Here is an 18,064-nt window from a genome sequence, read left to right as displayed (position 1 = left end):
CGGTCTCGAGACGCGACCGGCGTCGACGGCGAAAGGAGCGGGAGCTATCCCCTGCCGATAACGATATCCGTCCGCCGCGTGACCGGCGGATATGGAGCTACCGGTCGAGATACTCTACGGGATCTACCTGGGACTGCTCACCGGGATCATTCCGGCCATCGTCTCGGGAGTTCTCGGATTCCTGTTCAAATACTTCACCGGGGTGACGATCCCGGGATTCGGTGTCGTCGTCCTGGCGCTCGCGATCGCCGGGGTCAACGGCGGTCTGCTCGCGCTCAACGATCCCTCGGTTCGCGCCTCCGAACGCGCGCCCGCGATCCTGACGGCGATCATCGTCGTCCTGATGCTCGCGCTGTACGCACACGCGCAGGGCGATAAGCTCGGGTCGACCGCGCCGAAACGCCTCTCGCTGCGCTCGCTTCGGAACCGGACCCTCTCGGCGGACGTCGTGGAGCTCGTCGGCGGTCGCGGGCGGGCACGCGTCGAGATCGTCGGCGAGGTCGGCGATATGGAGGGGTACCCGCCGCTGTCGGCCGAGACCCGCGGAGCCATCGCCGAGGGGGAGTGGACGTTCCCGGCGGACGTGCCGATCGCGGAGCTCGAGACCCGCCTCGCGGACCGGCTCCGGACGGAGTTCGAGCTCGCGGACGTCGCCGTCAGCATCGACGAACACGCGCGGGCGATCGTCCAGGCCGCGCCCCCGACTGGCGGCCTCTCGCGTCGGGTTCCGGACGGCAAGCGGGCGGTCTCGATCGCCGCGTTGATCCCGACCGGCATCGCCCGCGGCGACGAGGTGACCGTCTTCACGCCCGGCGGCACCGTCGACGGCACCGTCGTCTCGGCGCGGTCGAGCCCGGACGCCGACCGCGTGGGCGGCGATCCCGCTGCTCCCGACCCCGCGGCGGACGATCTCGCCACCGACGGAGGATCCGATTCCGAAACCGACGTCGACGCGCCGTCCCCCTCGGTTCCGGTCACCACGGGCGGGGAGGGGCGGCTCACCGTCGCGGTGACGCGGTCCGACGCGCGTCCGCTGCTCGAGGCCGACCGCGGGAGCGTCCTGGTCCGTTCGCGCGGGACGCGGCGGGAGTTCGAGCTGACCGCCCTGATCCGGCGGGCCGGCAAGCGGTTCCGGCGCGTCTCGGTCGTCGCCGGCGGTCCGCTCGACGGGACCACGATCGGGGACGTCGACGTCCGCGCCCGGTACGACGTCGCGATCATGGCCGCGAAGCACGGATCGTGGGTGATCGCCCCGCGTGGGAACCAGGAGCTGTCGGCCGGTGACGAGCTGTTCGTCGTCGGGACCCGCGACGCGCTCGACCGGTTCAGGGAGGTGGCGGCGTGACCGGACCCGGCGTGATCGGAGTCGGCGAACCCGGCGTCCCGGCCCTCGAGGCGGGTCTCTCCGCCGCGACCGACGCCGTCCCGCTCGCCACGGTGGTCACCTTCAGCGAGCCCCTGCGGGCGGCGGCGACCCTCGTGCTGTTCGCGTCGCTGGCGCTACTGATAACCGGGTCGATCGCCGCCCTCTACCGGTGGTACTTCCGCCAGCGAGCTCCGGAGGGCGTCGCGGTCCTGTTCGGCGTCGCGGTTGTCGTGTTATACCTCAACACGACCTCGCTTGGCGGGGTGATCGGCGGCGGGGAGTTCGAACTCCTGCGGCTCGACGCCGTCCTGTTCAACGTCGTCGCCGTCGGCGTCGCGGCGGCGGTCTCTCCGGCGGGCCTCCGCGTCGGCGACACCGTCGCCCGGAACGTCTTCTCGATGGCGGGGGGCAAGCGGCTCGAGGGGGAAGTCGGCGCCGTCGTGCGGACGGTCGGTCGCGTAACGCCGGTCACGCTCCCGCCGGTCGAGGAGATCGAGGACATGGAGTCCTACGAGGCGGTCTCGCCGGATCGGAAGGCCGAGATGGCGGAGAAGACGCTGCTGTTCCCCCGGCGGCTGACCGTCGAGGAGCTTCGGACCCGGCTCGTCGCCCGCGTGAAGGAGGATTTCGGGATCACGTACGTCGACGTCGACGTCGACGAGCGCGGCGAGATCGAGTACTTCGCCGTCGGCACCCGGGCGGCCGGCCTCGGGCCGACGCTCGCGCCGGGCACCGCCGCGGTGGCGATCACCGCCGATCCGGCGCATACCGCGACGCCCGGCGACGTCGTGCAGGTGTGGCGCGGCGGCGAGACTCCCGAGCGAGTCGCGACGGCCGAGCTCCGCGCGACGGCCGGCGACGTGGCGACGCTCGCGCTCGACGCCACGGACGCCGAGCGGCTCGACGACGCGACGACGTATCGCCTGGTGACCCTCCCCGCCCAGCCGCAGGCCGACCGCGAGTTCGCGAGCCTGCTGCGGAGCGCCGACGAGACGATGAGCGTCGTCACCGTCGCCGAGGGCAGCGAGCTGGTCGGCACCGCCGTCGCCGACGTCTCGGCCGTCGTCGCCGCGATCCGGCCCGCCGAGGGGTCAGTTCGGGCGCTCCCGCCCAGAAGCGACGCCTTCGACCCCGGCGACGCCGTCTACCTCGTCGGGCGTCTCGACGCGATCCGCCGGTTCGAGACGGCAGCCACCACGCCGGCGGTGCGCGCCGACGCGGACGAATCGGCGCCCGGCGAGAGCGGACCGGAAACGGACGCGGCCGGGACGTGGACGGACGCGCTCGACACGGGAACTGACGCGCTCGACACGGGAACTGACGCGCTGGGGACGACAGGCGGCTCGGGAGACGAGACCGACGTCGGGGAGGACGACGGTGGTTCCGACGGCGGTGGCTCCGACGGCGCTGACCGAGGTACCGAAGCTGCCGACGACGGTGAGACGCCCGGCGATCGGCGACCCGAATAGTCCGGTCGCGGGACGCGGCGGCCGTACGGGACGCGACGTCTCGGCGGGACGCAACGTCTCGGCGGGACGCAACGTCTTGGCGGGACGCAACCCTCATACTCCCGGCGGTCGGTGATTCGATATGGAGTGGAAGCTGTTCGCTGACCTCGCGGAGCTCGCCGGCGACCGGACCGTGACCGTCGCGGCCGATCCCGGCGACACGGTCGGTGCCGCCCTTGACGCCCTGCTCGAGGACCGCCCGGACCTCCGCGACCGGGTGCTCGAGGACGGCGAGCTCGCCGACCACATCAACCTGCTGCGGAACGGCCAGAACGTCATCCACCAGAACGGGCTCGCAACCGAGCTGGAGGCGGACGACGAACTCGCGCTGTTCCCGCCGGTCAGCGGCGGGTCGCGGATCGCCGACCGGTGACTCCCCGGACGGTGGGGCTCCGACCGGTGACTCCCCGGACGGTGGATCGGCGGGCACCTCACCGCGTCACGCCGACCGGAGCCGCTCGCGGTCGAGCCGGAGGTAATGGATCGCGGTCCCGGTGAGCCCGTCGCGCTCGATCCGGCGCGGGGAGGTCTCGACGAGGACGTCGGGACAGTATCCCGTCCGGTGGGTCCGACCGAGCCGTCGGCTGTAGGCGGTGTCCTCGTTCGGGACCGCCGGGAATCCCCCGGTTGCCGTGAAGACGTCGCGTCGGATCAGAACGTTGAATCCCGGCAGGATCGGCCTGCGCAGCCGCGGGAAGACGTGGTTGATGACCGCCTCCATACACGTCGCGCGCAGTCCCGGGACCCGACAGCGCGAGCTCGCGGCATCGAGGTCGTGCTCGCGGGCGTACGCGAGGAGCCGGTCACAGTGATTCGGTGCGACCAGCGTGTCGGCGTCGACGAACGCGATCCAGTCCCCCTCGGCGACGGCGCCGCCCCGGTTGCGACCCTCCCAGATCCCGTCCGTGGCGCCCGTGAGGAGCCGGACGCCGTGGTCGCGGGCGATCGACCGCGTCCCGTCCGAGCTGTCCGCGTCCGCGACGATCACCTCGATCGGTTCCGCGGTGGACTGCAGGCGGATGCGCTCGAGGGTCGCGTCGAGGTAGTCCGCCTCCTCGTCGGTGGGGATCACGTAGCTGACGGTCGGACCCTCGCTGCTCGAGGTCGACATCGTGTCGAATGCTGTCGGAGCCGCCTCAAGAACCCATCGGCGGTCCGGCACGGCGACGGTCCGGCACGGCGACGGTCCGGCACGGCGGCGGTCCGGCACGGCGACGATTCGTGGAGTGAGCACGGCAACGATCCGCCGAGCGAGAATCGTGAGAAAGTTTATCACACAGGAGACCGAACGGAACCGTAGATGGCCCCTGTGAGTATGCCACCGACGACGGAGGCCAGAGCCGTTTTCCGTGAACTAGGATACACCGTCGACGACGGCGGGTCCGAATTCGTCGCCGAGCGGAAGTGGCGACGCGTGCTCGTCACGCCGGTGTGTGCCGACGACGCCACCGATCCGGAGCCGTATCTGGCGGACGGCGGGGAGACGCCGCGGCTGCGGTGTTTCGTGACGTGGCGGCGGGCGGCGACTGACCTCCGTGAGCACCTCCTTCGGCTGAAGCCGCCGTTCGACTGGGCGGTCATCGGCGTCGATGACGACGGTGAGTTCGACGTGATGCAGGGACGGCCCGGCAGCCCCTGAGTCGAAGGCCGCCCCGTCTCCCTTCCGAGAGCGTCCCGGCAGCCCCCGAGGCGACGATCGGACCGCGGGGTACTTTTATACGGACGGGCGCGCTATCCCGTGGTATGGTATATAAGAAGATCTCCCTGATCGGGACGAGCACTGAGAGCTTCGACGACGCGGCGGACAACGCGATCGACCGCGCCGAGGACACCCTCCAGAACGTCTACTGGGCCGAGGTTCAGGAGTTCGGCGTCGAGGTGAAGAACGCACCCGAGCGGGAGTACCAGGCCGAGGTCGAGGTCGCCTTCGAGCTGGCCGATTGAGGATCCGCCCGGCGACTGACTGACGTTCCGTCGGCCGAGCGACCCCGCCGAAGCGCGCACTTTTTTGGGTCACCGCCGCCGACCGGAGTGTATGACTGCCTCGCGTGCACCGGCAACCCCCGACGTGCGGACCTTCGAGACGACCGTCGAACGCGTCGACGGTGACTCGATCACCCTCGCGGAGACGTACTTCTACCCCGAATCTGGTGGCCAGCCCGCCGATCGGGGAACGATCGCCGGCGTCGACGTGGCCCACGTCGAGACGGTCGAGGGCGACGTGGTGCATCATCTCGCCGAGACGCCGACGGTCGCGGCCGGCGACACGGTCGCGTGTGCGATCGACCCCGCCTTCCGGACCTACTGTATGCGGGCCCACACCGCCTCGCACGTGCTCTACGGCGCCGCGCGGCGCTGTTTCGACGGGCTCGGATACGCCGGCTTCGACATCGGGACCGAGACGGTCCGCGTCGACCTCACGACCGACGATCCGATCGGCGAGGACGACCTGATCGAACTCGAACGCCTCTCGAACCGCGCCGTCTGGGACGCGCTGTCGGTTTCCTGGGAGACGATGCCCGCCGCGGAGGCCCGGTCGCTCCCGGACATCGCGTTCAACGAGCGGACCGAGGAGGGCGCGATGGCGGACCGGCCGGAGTCGGTCCGCGTCGTGACGATCGAGGGGTGGGACACCGCCGCCTGCGGCGGCACCCACGTCTCGAACACGCGCGAGATCGGCCCGATCGAGGTCGTCGACCGGTCGAACCCCGGCGAGGGCCGGACGCGCGTCGAGTTCGCCGTCGGCCCGACCGGGATCGAGCACCGGGCCACCGTCCACCGGGCCGCGCGGGCGGCGAGCCGCGCGGCGGACGCGAGCGTGGCGGACCTTCCCGACGCCGTCAGTCGACTTCGCGAGGAGGCAGATGAGCTGTCCGCGGAGGTGGCGTCGCTGCGAGCCGCGCTCCTGTCGGCCCGGATCGCCGACCTCGAGACGGTCGAGACGCCCGCCACCGACCGCGACGCGGCCACCGCGACCTGGGCCGTCGGCACGATCGGCGGCGACCAGCCGGGTGGCGACGGTCCGGCCGACGACGATCCGCTCGCCGGGGTCGGTCCGAACGACCTCCAGGAGCCGGTCGAGGACGCGGTCGGCGCGGCTCCCGACGCCCCCGACGTGGTGGCCGTCGTCGGTGCGGACGGCGCGCCGTTCGTGGTCGTCGCGACGACCGGCGAGGCGGCGCTCGGCGCCGGGGAGATCGTCGACGCGGTCACCGACGAGTTCGGGGGCGGAGGCGGCGGGAGCTCGACGTTCGCTCAGGGCGGCGGGATCGACGGCGAGCCCGCGGCGGTCGCCGAGTTCCTCCGGTCGGAGGCCGCCGCCCTCGTCGCCCCGGACGCCGAGCGATGACGGGGAAGCTCGACCCGGCGGGGCTCGCGGACTTCCTCGGCGCGGTCGGCGCGGACGACCCGACCGTGATCCAGGGCGCCGCCTACGGCGAGGACGCGGCCGCGATCGACCTGGGCGACCGGACGCTCGTGGTCAGCGCCGACCCGATATCGCTGGCGGCCGAGCGCGCCGGCCAGCTGGGGATCCACGTCGCGTGCAACGACGTCGCGGTCAGCGGGGCCGACCCGCGATGGGTGACGAGCACCGTCTTCCTGCCCGACGAGGACCCCGGCACGCGCCGGACGCTCGCCGACCAACTCGACGCGACGGCGAGCGACCTCGGCGTCGCGATCGTCGGCGGCCACACCGAATACCTGCCCGCGCTCGACCGCCCGCTCCTCTCGATGACGGCGATGGGGACCACGGACCGGTTCCTCCCGTCCGGCGGCGCCACGCCCGGCGACCGGCTCGTGTTGACGAAGGGGGCCGGCATCGAGGCGACCGCGATCCTCGCGAGCGACTTCGCCGAGGAGTGTCGAGACGCCGGCGTCGAGGCCGGGACGCTCGAGGCCGCGCGCGGGTTCTTCGACGACGTCAGCGTCGTCCCCGAGGCGGCCGCCGTCCGGGATCTCGCCACCGCGATGCACGACCCGACCGAGGGCGGCCTGCTCACCGCCGTCCACGAGATGGCGAGCGCCGCCGGCGTTCGCGTCGAGATCGCCCGCGAGGACGTCCCGATCCGCCCGGAAACGCGGACGTGCTGTACGGCGATGGGCGTCGACCCGCTTCGAACCTTCGGCTCCGGCGCGCTCTTGGCTGCCGTTCCGGCGGACCAGGTCGCGGCGGCCGTCTCGGCCGTCGAGGCGCTCGGCGTCGAGGCCGCCGCGATCGGCGAGGTGGTGGCTCCCCAGGGGGACGATGCGGGTGACGTCGGCGACGCGTCCGACGGACCGGCCGACGCAGACGTCGGGACGGTCGTGCTCGATGGCATCCCGATCCTCGATCCGCCGCGGGACGATATGTACGCCCTGTGGGAGGCCGCGGACGACGATTGAGCCGGCGGTCGATCACCTCGTGGACCGAAACACACAGTGTGACAGCCTCCCAACCCTGGGGTATGACCGAGTTCGACCTCGGGTTCGATCCCGACGCCTACGACGCCGTGGTCTACGACCTCGACGGAACGCTGGTCCGGCTGGCGGTCGACTGGAACGCCGTCGCCGAGGACGTGCTCGCGGTGTACGCCGAACACGCGGTCAAGCCCCCGAGCGACGGCCTCTGGGATCTCCTCGAGGCGGCTCCGGAGTACGGGATCGCCGACGCCGTCGAGGCGGCCATCGCCGCCCACGAACACGAGGGTGCGCGGGAGTCGCGCCGGCTCGCCGCCGCCGACGTCCTCTCGGCGGACCGGGCGACCCGGACCGGCGTCTGCTCGCTCAACGCCGAGGAGGCCTGCCGGATCGCCCTCGAAACCCACGGGCTCGCGGACCGCGTGAGCGCGGTCGTCGGCCGTGACACCGTCGGGACCTACAAGCCGGACCCCGAACCGCTCCGGGCGACGATCGAGGCGCTGTCCGTCGACCCCGAACGGTCGATCTTCGTCGGCGATTCCGACCGTGACGCCCGAACCGCCCGCCGGGCCGGGGTCGAGTTCGCGCGCGTGAACCCGCCCGAGTCGCGAGCCGACGACGCCGCCTGACCGGGCGGCGACCGGAAAACGCGAGGGCGGCGACCGGAAAACGCGAGGCAGCCGCCGGGTGACGTCGTCGCCGGCTGGACGGACCCCATCGCCAGCTGGACGGACGCCGTCGCCGCGCCGACCCTGATCGCCTCAGAACCGGTCGCTCCGCCCCGCGGCGGTCCAGGCATCGCGGGGGGCGCCGTCCGGAACCCGGGCGGTTCGACCCCCGAGCGCGGCGGTTCGGCCCGCGAACGTCCAGCGGTCGCCCTCCCAGCCGTCGTTCGCGTTCGCCGCCGCAGCCGCGGCCGCGGCCGCAGCGGCGAGGGCACGGTCCCGGTCCTGCAGGTGTGCCGCGACGGCGGCAGCGATGGCGGCGGCCTCCTCGGGCTCGGCGTCGTCGGGGATCGAGAGCCGGTCGCGAACGTTCACCTCGGGACCGTCGCCGGCGTCGCCGGGCTCGCCGACCGGGTCGGGGGTGTCGTTCCTCATCGGTTCAGATCGGGAGGTTGCCGTGTTTCTTCTCGGGGAGCTCGTCCCGCTTGCTCGCCAGCATCTCGAGGTCGTCGACGAGCCGTGCCCGGGTCTCGGTCGGCTCGATGACGTCGTCGATGTAGCCGCGGTCGGCGGCGGTGTAGGGGTTCGCGAACTCCTCGCGGTACTCGTCGATCAGCTCCTGGCGGCGCGCCTCCGGGTCCTCGGCGTTCGCCAGCTCCTCGCGGTAGAGGACGTTCACGGCGCCTTTCGGGCCCATCACCGCGATCTCGGCGGTCGGCCAGGCGTAGTTGACGTCGCCGCCGACGTGTTTCGAGGCCATCACGCAGTAGGCGCCGCCGTAGGCCTTGCGGGTGATGACGGTCAAAAGCGGGACGGTCGCCTCCGAGTAGGCATACAGCAGCTTCGCGCCGTGGCGGATGATCCCGTTGTGCTCCTGGTCGGTGCCGGGCATGAAGCCCGGGACGTCCTCGAAAGTGAGGATCGGGACGTTGAACGCGTCACACAGCCGGACGAAGCGCGCGCCCTTCTGGCTGGCCTCGATGTCGAGCGTGCCCGCGTTGACCCGCGGGTTGTTCGCGACGATCCCGACCGACCGGCCGTCGAGCCTGGCGAAGCCGATCACGAGATTCTTCGCGAAGTTCGCCTGTACCTCGAGGAACGAGCCCTCGTCGACGACGCGCTCGATCACCGCGGTCATATCGTAGGGCTTGCGCGGCGCGTCCGGGACGATCGTCTCGAGCTCCGGGTCGGCACGCTCGGGATCGTCCCAGGGGTCGACCCGCGGCGGGTCCTCGACGTTGTTCTGCGGGAGATACGACAGCAGCCGGGCGATCCGGTCGAGGGCGTCCTCCTCGGACGCCTCGGCGAAGTGGGCCACGCCCGTTCGCGAGGAGTGGGTGACCGCGCCGCCGAGCTCCTCGAAGGTCACCTCCTCGCCGGTCACCGTCTCGATCACGTCGGGGCCGGTGATGAACATGTGGGAGGTGTCCTTCACCATCACGGTGAAGTCGGTGATCGCCGGGGAGTAGACCGCGCCCCCGGCACACGGACCCATGATCCCGGAGATCTGGGGGATCACGCCGGACGCCTCGGTGTTGCGCCTGAAGATCTCCGCGAACCCACCGAGCGCGCCGACGCCCTCCTGGATGCGCGCCCCGGCGGAGTCGTTCAGGCCGACGACGGGCGCGCCGACCTCCATCGCCGTGTCCATCAGCTTGCAGACCTTCTCGGCGAACACCTCGCCGAGCGACCCGCCGAAGACCGTGAAGTCGTGAGCGAAGACGAACGTCTTGCGGCCGTTCACGTCGCCGTAGCCGGTCACGACCCCGTCGCCGGGGATCTTCGTCTCCTCCATCCCGAAGGAGTGGTTGCGGTGCGTGCGGAACCGGTCGAACTCGTGGAAGGTCCCGTCGTCGACGAAGTAGTCGATCCGCTCACGGGCGGTCATCTTCCCCTTCTCGTGTTGGGACGCGATGCGCTCCTCTCCGCCGCCCTTCCGCGCCCGCTCCCGGCGCTCGCGGAGGTCGTCGATCCGGTCGTCCATCGTCACGTCGGACCACCCTGACTCATTGTGTGTCACTCCGCCAGACGGGGCAAAAGGGTTCTGTTATGCGACGAGCTCCGATACGACGATCGTCGTAATCACGTCCCGTGTGGTTGTGCGTGGGTGGCTGTGAATGAGTGGGTTGTGTGTGGCTGTGTCTGGGTGACTGTGAGTGGATGGGTGTGCTTGACTGGCTGTGTCACTGGCCGCCCGAGACGGCGTGGAGGCCAACGATGCCGACGACGATCACGCCGATGAACGATATTCTGGCGAGGGCGGCGGGCTCGTCGAAGAGGAGGATACCGAGCGTGGCCGTCCCGACGGCCCCGATACCCGTCCAGACGGCGTATGCCGTGCCGATCGGGAGATCCTTCACGGCCTGTGCCAGCAGTACCATGCTGATGATGAGAGCGACGGCCGTGCCGACCGTTGGCACGGGTTTCGAGAGTCCGTCCGAATATTCAAGCCCGATCGCCCAGCCGATCTCGAACAGGCCTGCGAGTACGAGAACATACCACGACATACGTCTTCGCCTACCGCTCCGATCCGTCTATAGCTTTAGTTTTCCCTCCACTTCGTCTCCCCGTTTTCATCCGCTAGCTACGTGATTAGATAAACATATGTATGATCGTATATGTGCGTTAATACAAAATATAATATATGATATACAATATATAAATATATTATATTTAGGTTATTATCAATATGGACTTCTGTTTGAGTTGTGATGTTTATATACTGGTTCACGATCTCGGACGGATCGTATTCTAGTCGTTCGTTGACTGCTCAAGAGTCACGAATTGCACTCGAGTTCCGTAGTTCAGCCACCAATTATATTTACTACTATATTATATTTATAATATTATAATAGTTGAATATTAATCGATATATTATAAACAAACCGGGATCACGAAGACCGACCACTCGGACTCGACGTCGTTTTCCCGAACCGATCGACGTGCCCGCCATCGCCGTCGCGCGACCGTCGCGTGACCGTCGCGTGACCGTTGCCGACGGGGGCCCCAGCACGCTCCGCCGCGGTGGTGCAGCCGGGTCACCACAGGGCGAAGCCGGCTCCCAGCGGGTCCGCGGGATCGACGGTGAACGTGCTCGTTCCGGTCACGTGTGCGCTCCCCTCGATCTCCGGCACCACCGCCTCGTGGCCGTGGTAGTCGACGACGTCGCGGATCCGGCCGGTGAACGTGGACCCGATGACGCTCTCCACGACGTACGGCTCGTCGGGCGCGAGCGTTCCCCGGGCGTGCCCGAGCGCGAGGTGGCCGCTGACGCCCGTCCCCGTCGGGCTCCGGTCGACCTCCCCGTCGGCGAAGACGCACGCGTTGCGCACGTCGCCGTCTCCCCGCGGCTCGTCCGTGAGCACGACCCCGTACAGGAACCCGAGGTCCTCCTCTGCCGGGTGGGTGATCGACACGTCGTCCGCGACGGCTCCTTTCACCGCCCGGCCGACGTCGATGAGGTCGGCCACCGAATCGCCGTCCACCGAGACGTCGAACTGCGCGGCGTCACAGTAGGCGTAGTACGCGCCGCCGAACGCCAGATCGTACTCGATCCGGCCGTAGTCGGGGACGTGCACGGACTCCTCCAGTGAGACGACGTAGGCCGGGACGTTCTCGAAGGCCACGCGCTCGACCCGGCCGTCCTCGATCGTCGGACGTGCGGTGACGCGGCCGGCCGGCGTGTCCAGCCGTAGGACGGGACCCTCGTCCTCGTTCTCGGTGTCGCGATCCAGGCGGTCGGTCTCGGGCAGCACCGTTCCGAGCGCGATGACGCCGTGGCCGCACATCGTGCTGTATCCGTCAGTGTGCGTGAAGAGGACGCCTGCGTCGCCGTCCGGAGTCACCGGCTCCGTGAGGACGGCGCCGTACATGTCGGCGTGGCCCCGGGGCTCCAGCATCAGCGCCGTTCGGAGGTCGTCGTGATGGTCGCGGGCGTATCGTCGCTTTTCGAGCATCGTCTCGCCCGGCAGGTCCGGCATCCCGTCGACGACGATGCGGAGCGGCTCGCCGCCGGCGTGTGACTCGATCGTCTCGATCCGCGGCCAGTCGTCCGGCGGCTCCCAGCGCATATCGGCGTCTGCGGCCGCTCGCCTCCTAAACGTTCTGCCGACCCCGGTAGCTCCGGCGGCTCCGGCAACTCCGGCGGCTCCGGCAGCTCCGGCAGGACGTGACGGGCGGACTCACTCAACGAGTTCGGGCGGCGGCGACTGCCAGTCCTCCGCGCGGTCCCGCGGCTCGTATCCCAGCACCTCCTTGGTGTGTTCGATGTCGAACCAGCTCCGGTCGTTCTCGCTGGTGCCGAAGAAGGCGCCCCACTCCACCTCGTCGTCCTCGAAGCAGCACTCGAGGATCTGGGCGAAGTCCCGCAGCGAGAGCCAGGTCCCCTTCAGCCGTTTTACCTGCGTGACGTACGCCTCGCTGCCGCGCTCCCAGTCGCCCTGCTCGACCCCGAGCTCGGCGTCGCCGTACGGGTTGTCGTACTTGCCGGCGCGGATGCTCGCGATGCGGATGGCGTAGAACTGCGCGGGGAACTCGCGCTGCTCGACGTAATACCGCCCGATGTCCTCGCCGTACGCCTTCGAGACGCCGTAATAGGAGTCCGGCCGCTCCTGGTCGTCGACGGTGACGGTGACGTCGTCGTCGATGTCGTAGATCCCCGGCTTGTTCTCCTCCTCCCACATCCCGGCCGCGTGGATCGAGGAGGCGAACACGAAGTCGCTGACTTCGGCGTCCGCCGCCGCCTCCAGCACGTTTCGCGTCCCGATGATGTTGCTGTTGAGCACCTGCTCCCAGGTGCCGTCGGTGGTCGGATACGCCGCCAGATGGATGACCGCGTCGACGTCGTCGAACGCGGGCCGGATCGCCTCGTAGTCGGCGACGTCGGCGACGTGGTCGACGTCGGGACCGTCCTCCCGGTCGAGGTAGACGAACTCGTATGCCGGGTCCCCCTCGAGGTGGTTCTTGATCCCGTCGGCGACGCGTCCGCTAGCACCCGTGACGAGTACACGCATACCATACCGATGGAGAAAGGGTGATAAAAGGATTCGTGTTTCCGCGATCCGGGCCGGATCCGCGCGTCGGTCGCCGGGGTTCCGTCAGCGACGGCGCGGTTTCCGCACGGCGGTCGGTTCACACCGGAGAAACCCTTATATAGTTGCTGTCGCAGTACCGTACGAACGATGTTCCGGGAGGCGATCACATGGACGTGACCGTCGTCGGCGGCGGGATCGTCGGTCTGGCCTCGGCGTATCATCTCGCCGAGCGCGGCGCGGACGTGACCGTGCTCGAGAAGTCGTCGATCGGCGCGGGCAGCACCGACCGCGCGAACGGCGGGATCCGGTCGCAGTTCGCCTCGCCGGTGAACATCGAGCTCTCGAAGGCGAGCGTCCCGGTGTGGGAGACGTTCCCGGAGCGGTTCGGCACCGACGTCGAGTATCGGCGGATGGGCTATCTCTTTCTCGCACGGGAGGACGAAACCGCCACCCAGCTCCGGCGAAACGTCCGGACGCAGAACGACCACGGCGTGCCCAGCGAGTACCTGGACCGCGAGACCGTCGCCGACCGGTACCCGGCGCTCCGGACCGCGGACGTCGCCGGCGCCTCCGTCCTTCGCTCGGACGGGTGGGCCGACCCCCACCTCGGCCTTCAGGGGTTCTCCCGCGCGGCGACCGAGGCCGGGGCAACGGTCGAAACCGGCGTCGAGGTCACCGACGTGCTCCGAACCGGCGAGAGCGCGGGCTCGGGCGCGGGCTCGGGCTCGGGCGCGGTGACCGGCGTCGAGACCACCGCGGGCCGGATCCGGTCCGAGTTCGTCGTCAACGCCGCCGGCGCGTGGGCCGGCGAGGTCGCCGCGATGGCCGGGGTCGACGTGCCGATCGCCCCGAAGCGACGACAGCTCGTGGTCCTCGACCCGGAGACCGGCGTGCCCGAGGACCATCCGTTCGTCGTCGACGTCGACCGGCGCACCCACTTCCGGCCGGAGCGCGACGGCGGCGTGGTGGCCGGCGGTCACTACGCGGACCACGATCCGGAGATGGACCCCGACGGCTTCCGCACCCGACACGACCTGGACTGGGCCGTCGAGGTGCTCGACCGCCTCACCGACGTCGCGACGTACTTCGGGCCCGAGACCGAGATGCGCCGCGGCTGGGCCGGGCTGTACGCGGTGACGCCGGACCACCACCCGATCATCGAGGAGACGATCCCCGGCTTCGTCAACGCCTGCGGCTTCTCCGGGCACGGCTTTATGCACTCCCCGGCCACCGGACGGGTGGTCTCGGAGCTGGTTCTCGACGGGGAGGCGACCACCGTCGACGTCTCCGACCTGACCGCCGACCGGTTCGAGCGCGGGGAGACGCTCGCGGAGACGACCGCGATCGACTGATCGTTTCCTCCGCGATCGCGGTTCCTCACGGGTGCCGTTCCGCGGGTCCCTCCGAGCACGGTGAGCTCGACCGCAGCGAGCGTTGACCGCAGCGAACGCCGACCCGGCGATCCACGATCGGTGAACCGACGAAGCAGACGGCGGAACCGACGAAGCAGACGGCGGAACCGACGATCGACCGTGATCCACGGCCATCCGGCGGATCTCCCGGAAAATTTTGCTTGTTCCCGTTCCGATATATATCGACTCCACAGCGATCTGACAGACATAGGGCCGTTATCCGCCGTCCACGATCGCCGAACACGACGGTCGAGCGACCACATTTAAGAGACCATGTGAACACTTCCCTCCATGCGCGTCATCGTGGTGGGCGGCGGCATCGTCGGGTTCGCCTGTGCGTATTATCTCGCCGACCGCGGTGCGGACGTGACCGTGCTCGAGAAGTCGTCGATCGGCGCGGGCGCCACCGACCGCGCCGCCGGCGGGATCCGGGCTCAGTTCTCGACCCCGGTGAGCATTCGCCTGTCGCTGGCGAGCATCGACGTTTGGGAGTCCTTCGAGGAGACGTTCGGCGTCGACATCGGCTACCGGCGTCCGGGATATCTCTACCTGGCGCGGACGGACGCGACCGCGGACCTGTTTCGGGAAACCATCCCCGTCCAGAACGACCACGGGGTTCCCAGCGAGTTCCTCGCGTCCGAGGACGCACGCCGGCACGTTCCGGGATTGCGGACCGAGACGTACGCCGGGGCCGCCTACTGTCCGACCGACGGGTTCGCGGACCCACACCTCGGCCTCCAGGGGTTCTCGCGCGCGGCGGCGGAGGCCGGGGCAACCGTCGAAACCGGCGTCGAGGTGACCGACGTGCTCAGGTCGGGCGAGGCGGTCCGCGGCGTCGACACGACTGCCGGCCGATACGAGGCGGACGTCGTCGTCAACGCCGCCGGGTCGTGGTCGCCGCGGATCGCCCGCATGGCCGGCGTTCGGTTGCCGGTCTCCCCGCGTCGCCGGCAAGCGATGGTCGTGAACCCCGAGACGCCCGTCCCCGAGGACACCCCCTTCGTCACCGACCTCGACGACGGCGTCTACTTCCGTCCCGAACGCGACGGGGCGGCCCTGGTCGGCGGCCACTTCGCGAGCGAGGACCCGGAGCGGGACCCCGACGCCTATCGAACCTCACACGACCTCGGGTGGGCGGCCGAGACGCTCGAACACGCCGCGACCGTGAGCGACCGCTTCGGCCCCGAATCGGAGATCGTCCGCGGCTGGGCGGGGCTGTACGCGATGACGCCGGACCATCACCCGATCATCGAGGAGAGTCGGCCGGGGTTCGTCACCGTGACCGGCTTCTCCGGACACGGCTTCATGCAGTCGCCGGCCGCCGGGCAGGTGGTCTCGGAGCTGGTCCTCGACGGGGCGGCCAGCACCGTCGACGTCTCCGAATTGACCGCCGACCGGTTCGAGCGCGGGGCGGCGCTTCACGAGACGTACGTCAGCGCCTGAAGACGCGCCGACGCCCGCCGTCGTTCCTCACAGCCCGCCGGCGGAGAGCGCCTCGTCGACGGTCGCGTCATCGTGGACGATGCTGGCCACCGCCCGCGTTATGCCCTCGGGATCCTCGTGCTGGAACACCGACCGGCCCATCGAGACCCCGGCGGCGCCGGCGTCGATGGCGCCGCGAACCTGCTCGAGCTGCGCCCGGTCGCCCTCGGGGCTCCCGCCGGCCACGATGACGGGCTTCGCCGTCGACTCGACCACGTGTTCGAAGCTCTCCGCGTCGCCGCTCCAGGCGGTCTTGACGACGTCGGCGCCGGCCTCCTCACCCAGCCGGACCGCGTGGCCGAGCGCCTCCGGGTCGTGTTCGTCGACCCCGGGACCGCGTGCGTACGTCATCGCCAGCACGGGCATTCCGTATTCGGCCGCGGTCTCGGTCACGTTCGCGAGGTCGTGGATCTGGTCGCCCTCCTGGAGGCTGCCGACGTTCAGGTGGATCGACACCGCGTCGGCGCCGCGCCGCACGGCCTCCCTGACGGTTCCCGTCAGCCGTTTGTCGTTCGGGTCCGCCTCGCCGAGGACGGTGGAGGCGTTGAGGTGGATGATGTAGCCGGCGCCGTTCTTGTTCGGATGGACGCGCGGCGACAGTCCCTTCTGTGTCAGCACGCTGTCAGCCCCGCCCCGTGTCACCGCGTCGATCGTCGATTCGATGTCCTTCAGCCCGTCCGTCGCGCCGATCGTTATCCCGTGGTCCATCGGAATGTTCACGATGCGACCGTCCGTGCCGATGCGTTCGAGCCGAGCCTCGATCCCGTTCATACGCGCACCTATTCGCGGACGACATAAGGTATTCCGCTTTCGGAACGTTCGGCTGCGAACCCCCCGACGGACGACGGAGGGATCCGGCCACCCGGACGGCCGGCTCCGGACGACTCCGGTCGGCGCTCCGGACGATTTCGGTCGGCGTTTCGGGCGGGTCCGGTCGGCGCTCCGGACGATTTCGGTCGGCGTTTCGGGCGGGTCCGCACAACCCTTAAGAGGATGTTTCCCAACCGTCGGATGATGGCTCGCGATTCCGGCCGGCCCGTCAAATCGATACACACCTGCTTCGACGTCATCGAGTTCCTCCTGGCGGAGGACGGCGGATCGCTGCTCGAGGTCGCCGACGGCGTGGGCATCGCCCGCAGCACCGCCCACAACCACCTGACGACGCTCGTCGACCGCGGCTACGTCCGGAAGGAGGGCGAGACGTACCGCGTCGGGCTGGGATTTCTGAAGCTGGGGGAGCACGCCCGCACCGCGGGGCTCCCGTACGAGGCGATCCGCGAGACGGTTCGCGACCTCGCGACGGAGACGGGGGAGGAGGCCGACTTCACCGTCCACGAGAACGGCCGCCTGGTGTCGATCCACCACGCGGTCGGCAGCGAGAACGCCGCCGGCCATCTGGCGGGCAGCACCTTCCATCTGCACGCGACGGCCGCCGGGAAGGCGATCCTCGCGGCGTTCCCCGACGAACGCGTGGACGCGATCCTGGACGATCGGGGATTGCCGGCGATCACCGACCACACGATAACCGACCGGGACGAGCTGTTCGCCGACCTCGAACGGACGCGCGACCGCGGGTTCGCGGTCAACGACCGGGAGTATATGGAGGGCTATCGGTCGGTCGCCGCCGCGGTTCGCGCCCCGCGCGGGACCCTTCCGGGCGCCCTCTGCGTCGGCGGACCGATGTATCGGAACGACCCGGAGATCCTCACCGGTCCCGTCGCCGACGCCCTCCTCGAGCACGTCGACGCGTTCGAATCGACGGGGCGACCCAACGCGTTTCCGAACCGGGACTGGGAGCACCACTTCACCACGGTCGAGTAGACGGAGCCTCCACCCGACCAGCCGAATTAGTATATTATGAGTGGCTATTTCAATCTAATATATTTTTTATATCATCTTATCTCCCGCCGATCCAGTCCGCTCTGGTCCTGTCTAGTTCGGTCTGGTTCAGTCTAGTTCTGTCCCGTCCGGTTTGGTCTGGTTCAGTCTAGCCTGTCCCGTCCGGTTTGGTCTGGTCTGATCCGTTCCGTTCCGATCTGATCCGGTCGGATCCGTCGGGCGAACTCCTGATCGACGCCGTTTCCGCGGTGGCGAGTCGTTTATAAGGGAGTACCGACCGAACGGAGCGGTTCCGGAACCGGTTGGCGGTCGATTCTCGTTCCGGCTTGTAGCGGAAACGTATCTTTTTTGAATAATACTT

General features: G+C 69.5%; 18 protein-coding genes. 11 read left to right on the top strand and 7 right to left on the bottom strand.

Annotated features, from left to right (window positions below):
* Positions 1-91 precede the first annotated feature (91 nt).
* From CPZ00_RS03960 to CPZ00_RS03950, 3 genes are all read left to right on the top strand, one after another.
* On the top strand, positions 92-1,345 hold the full coding sequence (locus CPZ00_RS03960) for a potassium channel family protein (RefSeq protein WP_096389732.1): 1,254 nt from the start codon (positions 92-94) through the stop codon (positions 1,343-1,345).
* On the top strand, positions 1,342-2,835 hold the full coding sequence (locus tag CPZ00_RS03955; RefSeq protein ID WP_199243387.1) for a potassium transporter TrkA: 1,494 nt from the start codon (positions 1,342-1,344) through the stop codon (positions 2,833-2,835). The genes CPZ00_RS03960 and CPZ00_RS03955 overlap by 4 nt, the downstream gene beginning before the upstream one ends.
* Before the next feature lie 121 nt (positions 2,836-2,956).
* Positions 2,957-3,247: a ubiquitin-like small modifier protein 1 gene (locus CPZ00_RS03950; protein ID WP_096389731.1), complete on the top strand. Its 291-nt coding sequence runs from the start codon at positions 2,957-2,959 to the stop codon at positions 3,245-3,247.
* 66 nt (positions 3,248-3,313) lie between these two features.
* On the opposite strand, the gene CPZ00_RS03945 is transcribed toward CPZ00_RS03950, so the two are convergent.
* Complete coding sequence (locus CPZ00_RS03945; protein ID WP_096389730.1) at positions 3,314-3,985, bottom strand: glycosyltransferase; 672 nt, start codon at positions 3,983-3,985, stop codon at positions 3,314-3,316.
* Positions 3,986-4,174: 189 nt separating this feature from the next.
* Here CPZ00_RS03945 and CPZ00_RS03940 point away from each other — a divergent pair, with 189 nt between their 5' ends.
* From CPZ00_RS03940 to CPZ00_RS03920, 5 genes are all read left to right on the top strand, one after another.
* Positions 4,175-4,513 carry a DUF7116 family protein gene (locus tag CPZ00_RS03940; protein ID WP_096389729.1) on the top strand — a complete coding sequence of 113 codons (339 nt, stop codon included), beginning with the start codon at positions 4,175-4,177 and terminating at the stop codon, positions 4,511-4,513.
* Positions 4,514-4,617: 104 nt separating this feature from the next.
* A complete protein-coding gene (locus CPZ00_RS03935; protein ID WP_096389728.1) occupies positions 4,618-4,818 on the top strand; it encodes a dodecin in 201 nt (66 codons plus the stop codon).
* Between the two features lie 91 nt (positions 4,819-4,909).
* Complete coding sequence (locus tag CPZ00_RS03930) at positions 4,910-6,223, top strand: alanyl-tRNA editing protein (RefSeq protein ID WP_096389727.1); 1,314 nt, start codon at positions 4,910-4,912, stop codon at positions 6,221-6,223.
* Positions 6,220-7,257 (top strand): AIR synthase family protein, encoded by a 1,038-nt coding sequence (locus CPZ00_RS03925; RefSeq protein ID WP_096389726.1) that lies wholly within the window; start codon positions 6,220-6,222, stop codon positions 7,255-7,257. Before CPZ00_RS03930 ends, CPZ00_RS03925 begins: the two co-directional genes overlap by 4 nt.
* 62 nt (positions 7,258-7,319) lie before the next feature.
* Positions 7,320-7,901 carry an HAD family hydrolase gene (locus CPZ00_RS03920; RefSeq protein WP_096389725.1) on the top strand — a complete coding sequence of 194 codons (582 nt, stop codon included), beginning with the start codon at positions 7,320-7,322 and terminating at the stop codon, positions 7,899-7,901.
* 132 nt (positions 7,902-8,033) lie between these two features.
* Here CPZ00_RS03920 and CPZ00_RS03915 read toward each other — a convergent pair whose 3' ends face one another.
* From CPZ00_RS03915 to CPZ00_RS03895, 5 genes are all read right to left on the bottom strand, one after another.
* Positions 8,034-8,372, bottom strand: a complete 339-nt coding sequence (locus CPZ00_RS03915) for an acc operon protein (RefSeq protein WP_233255132.1) — start codon at positions 8,370-8,372, stop codon at positions 8,034-8,036.
* Positions 8,373-8,376: 4 nt separating this feature from the next.
* Complete coding sequence (locus CPZ00_RS03910) at positions 8,377-9,921, bottom strand: acyl-CoA carboxylase subunit beta (RefSeq protein ID WP_096389724.1); 1,545 nt, start codon at positions 9,919-9,921, stop codon at positions 8,377-8,379.
* A gap of 199 nt (positions 9,922-10,120) precedes the next feature.
* Complete coding sequence (sugE, locus tag CPZ00_RS03905) at positions 10,121-10,444, bottom strand: quaternary ammonium compound efflux SMR transporter SugE (RefSeq protein WP_096389723.1); 324 nt, start codon at positions 10,442-10,444, stop codon at positions 10,121-10,123.
* A gap of 531 nt (positions 10,445-10,975) precedes the next feature.
* A complete protein-coding gene (locus CPZ00_RS03900; protein WP_096389722.1) occupies positions 10,976-12,007 on the bottom strand; it encodes a proline racemase family protein in 1,032 nt (343 codons plus the stop codon).
* Positions 12,008-12,118: 111 nt separating this feature from the next.
* The gene (locus CPZ00_RS03895) at positions 12,119-12,949 is read right to left on the bottom strand and encodes an NAD-dependent epimerase/dehydratase family protein (protein WP_096389721.1); all 831 of its coding nucleotides are present in this window, start codon (positions 12,947-12,949) and stop codon (positions 12,119-12,121) included.
* Between the two features lie 188 nt (positions 12,950-13,137).
* Between CPZ00_RS03895 and CPZ00_RS03890 the strand changes: the two genes are divergently transcribed.
* Together CPZ00_RS03890 and CPZ00_RS03885 are read left to right on the top strand one after the other, a co-directional pair.
* Entirely contained in the window at positions 13,138-14,322 is a 1,185-nt protein-coding gene (locus CPZ00_RS03890) for an NAD(P)/FAD-dependent oxidoreductase (RefSeq protein ID WP_096389720.1), read from the top strand.
* Between the two features lie 351 nt (positions 14,323-14,673).
* Positions 14,674-15,825 (top strand): NAD(P)/FAD-dependent oxidoreductase, encoded by a 1,152-nt coding sequence (locus CPZ00_RS03885; RefSeq protein WP_096389719.1) that lies wholly within the window; start codon positions 14,674-14,676, stop codon positions 15,823-15,825.
* A gap of 27 nt (positions 15,826-15,852) precedes the next feature.
* Here the strand turns inward: CPZ00_RS03885 and CPZ00_RS03880 are convergent, their stop codons facing one another.
* Complete coding sequence (locus tag CPZ00_RS03880; protein WP_096389718.1) at positions 15,853-16,635, bottom strand: 2-amino-3,7-dideoxy-D-threo-hept-6-ulosonate synthase; 783 nt, start codon at positions 16,633-16,635, stop codon at positions 15,853-15,855.
* A 243-nt stretch (positions 16,636-16,878) separates the two neighbouring features.
* On the opposite strand from CPZ00_RS03880, the gene CPZ00_RS03875 reads away from it, so the two are divergent.
* A complete protein-coding gene (locus tag CPZ00_RS03875) occupies positions 16,879-17,685 on the top strand; it encodes an IclR family transcriptional regulator (protein WP_172861771.1) in 807 nt (268 codons plus the stop codon).
* Positions 17,686-18,064 lie beyond the last annotated feature (379 nt).

This window comes from Halopenitus persicus, from assembly GCF_002355635.1.
Lineage (GTDB): Archaea > Halobacteriota > Halobacteria > Halobacteriales > Haloferacaceae > Halopenitus > Halopenitus persicus_A.
The sequence above is the reverse complement of the archived record's forward strand: the minus strand, read 5'-3'. Positions and strand labels throughout refer to the sequence as shown.

What these genes read in the sequence shown, in the direction of transcription:
- CPZ00_RS03950 (WP_096389731.1), top strand. Translation starts at nt 2,957, where the DNA reads ATGGAGTGGAAGCTGTTCGCTGACCTCGCGGAGCTCGCCGGCGACCGG.
- CPZ00_RS03945 (WP_096389730.1), bottom strand. Translation starts at nt 3,985, where the DNA reads ATGTCGACCTCGAGCAGCGAGGGTCCGACCGTCAGCTACGTGATCCCC.
- CPZ00_RS03895 (WP_096389721.1), bottom strand. Translation starts at nt 12,949, where the DNA reads ATGCGTGTACTCGTCACGGGTGCTAGCGGACGCGTCGCCGACGGGATC.
- CPZ00_RS03925 (WP_096389726.1), top strand. Translation starts at nt 6,220, where the DNA reads ATGACGGGGAAGCTCGACCCGGCGGGGCTCGCGGACTTCCTCGGCGCG.
- sugE (WP_096389723.1), bottom strand. Translation starts at nt 10,444, where the DNA reads ATGTCGTGGTATGTTCTCGTACTCGCAGGCCTGTTCGAGATCGGCTGG.
- CPZ00_RS03900 (WP_096389722.1), bottom strand. Translation starts at nt 12,007, where the DNA reads ATGCGCTGGGAGCCGCCGGACGACTGGCCGCGGATCGAGACGATCGAG.
- CPZ00_RS03935 (WP_096389728.1), top strand. Translation starts at nt 4,618, where the DNA reads ATGGTATATAAGAAGATCTCCCTGATCGGGACGAGCACTGAGAGCTTC.
- CPZ00_RS03880 (WP_096389718.1), bottom strand. Translation starts at nt 16,635, where the DNA reads ATGAACGGGATCGAGGCTCGGCTCGAACGCATCGGCACGGACGGTCGC.
- CPZ00_RS03940 (WP_096389729.1), top strand. Translation starts at nt 4,175, where the DNA reads ATGGCCCCTGTGAGTATGCCACCGACGACGGAGGCCAGAGCCGTTTTC.
- CPZ00_RS03885 (WP_096389719.1), top strand. Translation starts at nt 14,674, where the DNA reads ATGCGCGTCATCGTGGTGGGCGGCGGCATCGTCGGGTTCGCCTGTGCG.
- CPZ00_RS03890 (WP_096389720.1), top strand. Translation starts at nt 13,138, where the DNA reads ATGGACGTGACCGTCGTCGGCGGCGGGATCGTCGGTCTGGCCTCGGCG.
- CPZ00_RS03875 (WP_172861771.1), top strand. Translation starts at nt 16,879, where the DNA reads ATGGCTCGCGATTCCGGCCGGCCCGTCAAATCGATACACACCTGCTTC.
- CPZ00_RS03960 (WP_096389732.1), top strand. Translation starts at nt 92, where the DNA reads ATGGAGCTACCGGTCGAGATACTCTACGGGATCTACCTGGGACTGCTC.
- CPZ00_RS03915 (WP_233255132.1), bottom strand. Translation starts at nt 8,372, where the DNA reads ATGAGGAACGACACCCCCGACCCGGTCGGCGAGCCCGGCGACGCCGGC.
- CPZ00_RS03910 (WP_096389724.1), bottom strand. Translation starts at nt 9,921, where the DNA reads ATGGACGACCGGATCGACGACCTCCGCGAGCGCCGGGAGCGGGCGCGG.
- CPZ00_RS03920 (WP_096389725.1), top strand. Translation starts at nt 7,320, where the DNA reads ATGACCGAGTTCGACCTCGGGTTCGATCCCGACGCCTACGACGCCGTG.
- CPZ00_RS03930 (WP_096389727.1), top strand. Translation starts at nt 4,910, where the DNA reads ATGACTGCCTCGCGTGCACCGGCAACCCCCGACGTGCGGACCTTCGAG.